At 44.4% G+C, this 4,036-nt stretch carries 5 protein-coding genes; all 5 read left to right on the plus strand.

Annotated features, from left to right (window positions below):
• Positions 1 to 16 precede the first annotated feature (16 nt).
• Positions 17 to 1,081 carry a cobalt-precorrin 5A hydrolase gene (locus AC1DVB_RS25655; protein WP_477591592.1) on the plus strand — a complete coding sequence of 355 codons (1,065 nt, stop codon included), beginning with the start codon at positions 17 to 19 and terminating at the stop codon, positions 1,079 to 1,081.
• 16 nt (positions 1,082 to 1,097) lie between these two features.
• Entirely contained in the window at positions 1,098 to 2,489 is a 1,392-nt protein-coding gene (locus tag AC1DVB_RS25660) for a cobyrinate a,c-diamide synthase (protein WP_477591588.1), read from the plus strand.
• Positions 2,490 to 2,527: 38 nt separating this feature from the next.
• Positions 2,528 to 3,337, plus strand: a complete 810-nt coding sequence (gene cobA, locus AC1DVB_RS25665; protein ID WP_063593325.1) for a uroporphyrinogen-III C-methyltransferase — start codon at positions 2,528 to 2,530, stop codon at positions 3,335 to 3,337.
• Entirely contained in the window at positions 3,316 to 3,879 is a 564-nt protein-coding gene (locus tag AC1DVB_RS25670) for a nitroreductase family protein (RefSeq protein WP_477591590.1), read from the plus strand. Before cobA ends, AC1DVB_RS25670 begins: the two co-directional genes overlap by 22 nt.
• Positions 3,880 to 3,911: 32 nt before the next feature.
• Positions 3,912 to 4,036 (plus strand): cob(I)yrinic acid a,c-diamide adenosyltransferase (locus AC1DVB_RS25675; protein WP_477591594.1); only part of this gene is annotated, 125 nt, incomplete at its 3' end.

The raw sequence follows: 4,036 nt of genomic DNA on the forward strand, positions 1-4,036 counted from the left end.
GTCCCATACTTATGCGATCGTAGCGATTACAAAGCATGGCGTCGAGCTGGCACGAAAATTACATACCGTTTTTTCGAATTCGGATCTATATTACATGAGCAAGTTTGAAAAAGGGGACGAAGAGCATAAACAGATCCAGCTTTTTTCGGGCAGTGTCCGTATGCTATTGCCAGCTTTGTTCAAGGAATATAAAGGAATCATACTAATTATTTCTCTCGGGGCAGTAGTCAGGATGATTGCACCAATTTTGAAGGATAAGAAAACGGATCCAGGTGTCGTAGTCATTGATGATAAAGGGGAAAATGTTATCAGTGTACTTTCAGGGCATCTGGGAGGGGCAAATGAACTGACAAAGGAAGTGGCTGCAGCGCTTGACGCAAGAGCCATAATCACGACGGCTTCTGATGTACAAAAAACGATTCCTGTCGACTTATTCGGCCAGCGCTTCGGCTGGATTTGGGATTCAGCAGAAAAATTGACGCCAGTAAGTGCGTCCGTTGTAAATGAAGAGCATGTTGCTGTTGTACAGGAATCAGGGGAACGGAACTGGTGGCATTATGATACGGCTTTACCTGAACGAATTATCGTATACCCATCCATTGAAGAAGCGCTTCAAGCAAAGCCGCAAGCTGCTCTGGTCGTGACTCACCGCATGCTCAAGCAGTCGGAAAAGAGGATCCTGGAAAATGGAATCGTATATCGTCCAAAGGTCATCGCTCTCGGTATCGGATGCAATAGGGGAACGGAAGCTGCTGAAATTGAGCATGTGATTGCAGAAACACTAGCCGAATTATCATTTTCATTAAAAAGCGTTAAGGCTATCTGTACAATTTCCTTGAAGAAAGACGAACTCGGCTTGATTGAAGTAGTTGAAAAATACGGCTGGGAATTCGTGCATTATGAACCCGAAGAGCTTAATCAAGCCAAAATCGAGGCGCCATCGGATACAGTGTTTAAATACACGGGTGCATATGGTGTGAGTGAACCGGCTGTGAGGATTTATACCAAAGCTGAACAATTGGAGCTTGTTAAGAAAAAATCGGGAAACGTAACCATATCAGTTGGGATCATTCCTTTTTAAGGAGGAAGAAACAAATATGAACGATAGAAGACTGGTAATTGCGGGTACCGGAAGCGGGGTCGGAAAAACGACATTGACCATCGGAATCATGGCAGCCCTCCAGAAGAAAGGCTATACCGTTCAAGGGTTCAAATGTGGTCCTGACTATATTGATCCTACTTATCATACTGCAGTTACAGGAAGGGTTTCACGCAATCTTGACAGTTGGATGTTCGAACATGACACTGTCCGGGAAATTCTTAACAAAGCAGGTACCGGAGCTGATATATCAATCATCGAAGGGGTCATGGGCTTCTTCGATGGCAAAAGTCCGTTAGCCAATACAGGATCGACGGCTGAAATCAGCATCATCACGCAAAGCCCTGTCCTGTTGGTAGTCAATTGTGCCAGCATGGCTCGGAGTGCAGCTGCCATCGTAAAAGGATTTCAGGACTTTTCGTCCGGTCCTAACATCATTGGGGTCATTGCCAATCAAGTGGGAAGTGTAGGCCATTACAAAATCGTCAAATCAGCCATTGAGCAAGAATGCGATGTACCGGTGCTGGGATATATGAAGCGGGAATTGGATATTGATATTCCAAGCCGTCATTTAGGTTTAATTCCTGCGATTGAACGCGGGGAACTAAATCCGTTTTTCGATAAGCTTGCACAATTGGTCATGGAAACAATCGATATCGATCAGTTATACCGATTGTCAAAGACAGATCCCGTTTCCAGTGGGAACTCAAATATATTTCAACATCAAAATGAAAGTGACGTGTGCATTGCCGTCGCAAAAGATGCAGCTTTCAATTTTTATTATCAGGAAAACCTTGAATTACTTGAAGCATATGGGGCGAACATCAAGTATTTTTCTCCATTAAACGGGGATGAAGTACCATTGGATGCTGATGGTTTATACCTTGGAGGGGGTTTTCCTGAGGAATTTGCAGCTGAACTTTCCGGTAACGTGGATGCTATCAAATCCATCAGAAGCACCATAGAAAAGGGGATGCCGACTCTTGCGGAATGTGGCGGTTTCATGTTTTTGAGCAAATCGATTGAAACGACTTCCGGAGAAACGCATCAGATGGCAGGAATGATACCGGGCAGGATTAAAATGCAGAAAAAACTGGCAGCACTAGGATATCGTGAAATTACAGGAACTCCAGGCAATTTTTTGATCAACGAAATGGAGCAGGCAAAAGGTCATGAATTCCACTACTCGACATTTGAAGCGGATGCTAATCTTACACATGCCTATCAAGCCAAAGGCAGATTCGGTTCGAAACAAGAGGGGTGTGTATTGGACAACCTTGTTGCTGGGTATACCCACTTTCATTTTGCTTCCAATCCAACACTTGCAAAGAACTGGATTGATGCTTGCTTAAAACAAAAAAACAGATCTGCCCATGAAACTATCAACTAGTAAAAGGTATTTTTTGAAGCTTAAGAGGAGGCGCGAGCATGAAACCGGGAAAAGTTCATCTGGTCGGTGCGGGTCCCGGAGATCCGAAATTGATTACGGTATATGGACTGGAATGTATCCAAAAGGCGGATGTCATTGCATATGACAGGCTTGTCAATCCAGAACTATTAAACTATGCAAAAGAAGATGCAGAACTGGTGTATTGCGGGAAATCACCAGGGAAACATCATCTCATTCAAAATGAAATACATGAACTTTTAGTGGAGAAAGCCTTACAGGGGAAAAACGTCACCCGTCTGAAGGGTGGAGATCCATTTGTCTTCGGGCGTGGCGGTGAGGAAGCGGAGATACTGGCTGCTAACGGGATTGAATATGATATCGTCCCAGGAATCACAGCAGGAATCGCAGCACCGGCTTATGCGGGCATCCCGGTAACCCACCGTGAACATGCCTCAAGTTATGCCATTGTGACAGGCCATGGCCGTGATTACAAGGGGCAGGATAACCTGAATTGGCAGGCGTTGGCCCAAGGCATCGATACCATTGCCTTTTATATGGGAATTGGTAATATGCCGTTCATCTGTGAAAAATTGATGGAGCATGGCAGGGATGGTAAAACGCCAGTGGCCGTCATTGAATGGGGCACGACAGATAAACAAAGGACAATCACCGGTACTTTAAGTTCGATTTCTTCGAAGGCTGTAAAAGAAGAAATTCAAAATCCGTCAATCTTTCTAGTAGGGGATGTCGTCCAATTAAGAGAAAAAATCCAATGGTTTGAAAGAGTGATTGAATCAGAGTCCATTATGGAAGGGAATGAATTGGAATGTCCATCATTCAAGAATTGAAGGAACGCCGGGCGATAAGGAATTACGAAGAAAAAGAAGTGGAAGATCAAAAAATCAGGCAGTTATTGGAAGCGGCTACGTATGCCCCTAACGACCGATTGCGTGAACCTTGGAGTTTTTATGTAATCAAGGGAGAAGCGAAGCACCGTTATGAAAGTTTGGCAGAAAGGTATCTGCATGAGCGCTTCCCTACCAAATCAAAATTGATTGAAAGTTCACTTGAAGTTGTTAAGACTACACCGCTCATCATTGTCGTGACTTCTGATATTTTGCCGGATGATCCAGATTCATCCGAAGACAATGTATTCGCGTCTTGTTGCGCTGTCCATTCGATGTGGCTTGCCGCAAAAGAGCTAGGTCTTGGATTCGTTTGGCGGACTAGAGGAGTGGGTCTTGTCAGGGATGAACGCCTGCACGAATTTATCGGCTCACCGGATAACAAAAAAGTGATCGGCACCATTTTTGTCGGATACCCAAAAGGAGATCAACCGGTTCCTGCTACTAAAAGGACTTCATACATAGAAAAAACAGTTTGGTTATGAGGGTAGGTGAGTGAGTGGCACGCAGAGGATTAATGCTTATTTATACCGGAAACGGGAAGGGCAAGACGACTGCCTCATTAGGGGTGACTTTAAGGGCAATCGGCAGAGGAATGAATGTCAAATACCTTCAGTTCATAAAATCTCCAGAGCGTACATA

The sequence above is a fragment of the Peribacillus sp. P4_D6 genome (assembly GCF_056401795.1).

What these genes read in the sequence shown, in the direction of transcription:
- cobA (WP_063593325.1), top strand. Translation starts at nt 2,528, where the DNA reads ATGAAACCGGGAAAAGTTCATCTGGTCGGTGCGGGTCCCGGAGATCCG.
- AC1DVB_RS25670 (WP_477591590.1), top strand. Translation starts at nt 3,316, where the DNA reads ATGTCCATCATTCAAGAATTGAAGGAACGCCGGGCGATAAGGAATTAC.
- AC1DVB_RS25660 (WP_477591588.1), top strand. Translation starts at nt 1,098, where the DNA reads ATGAACGATAGAAGACTGGTAATTGCGGGTACCGGAAGCGGGGTCGGA.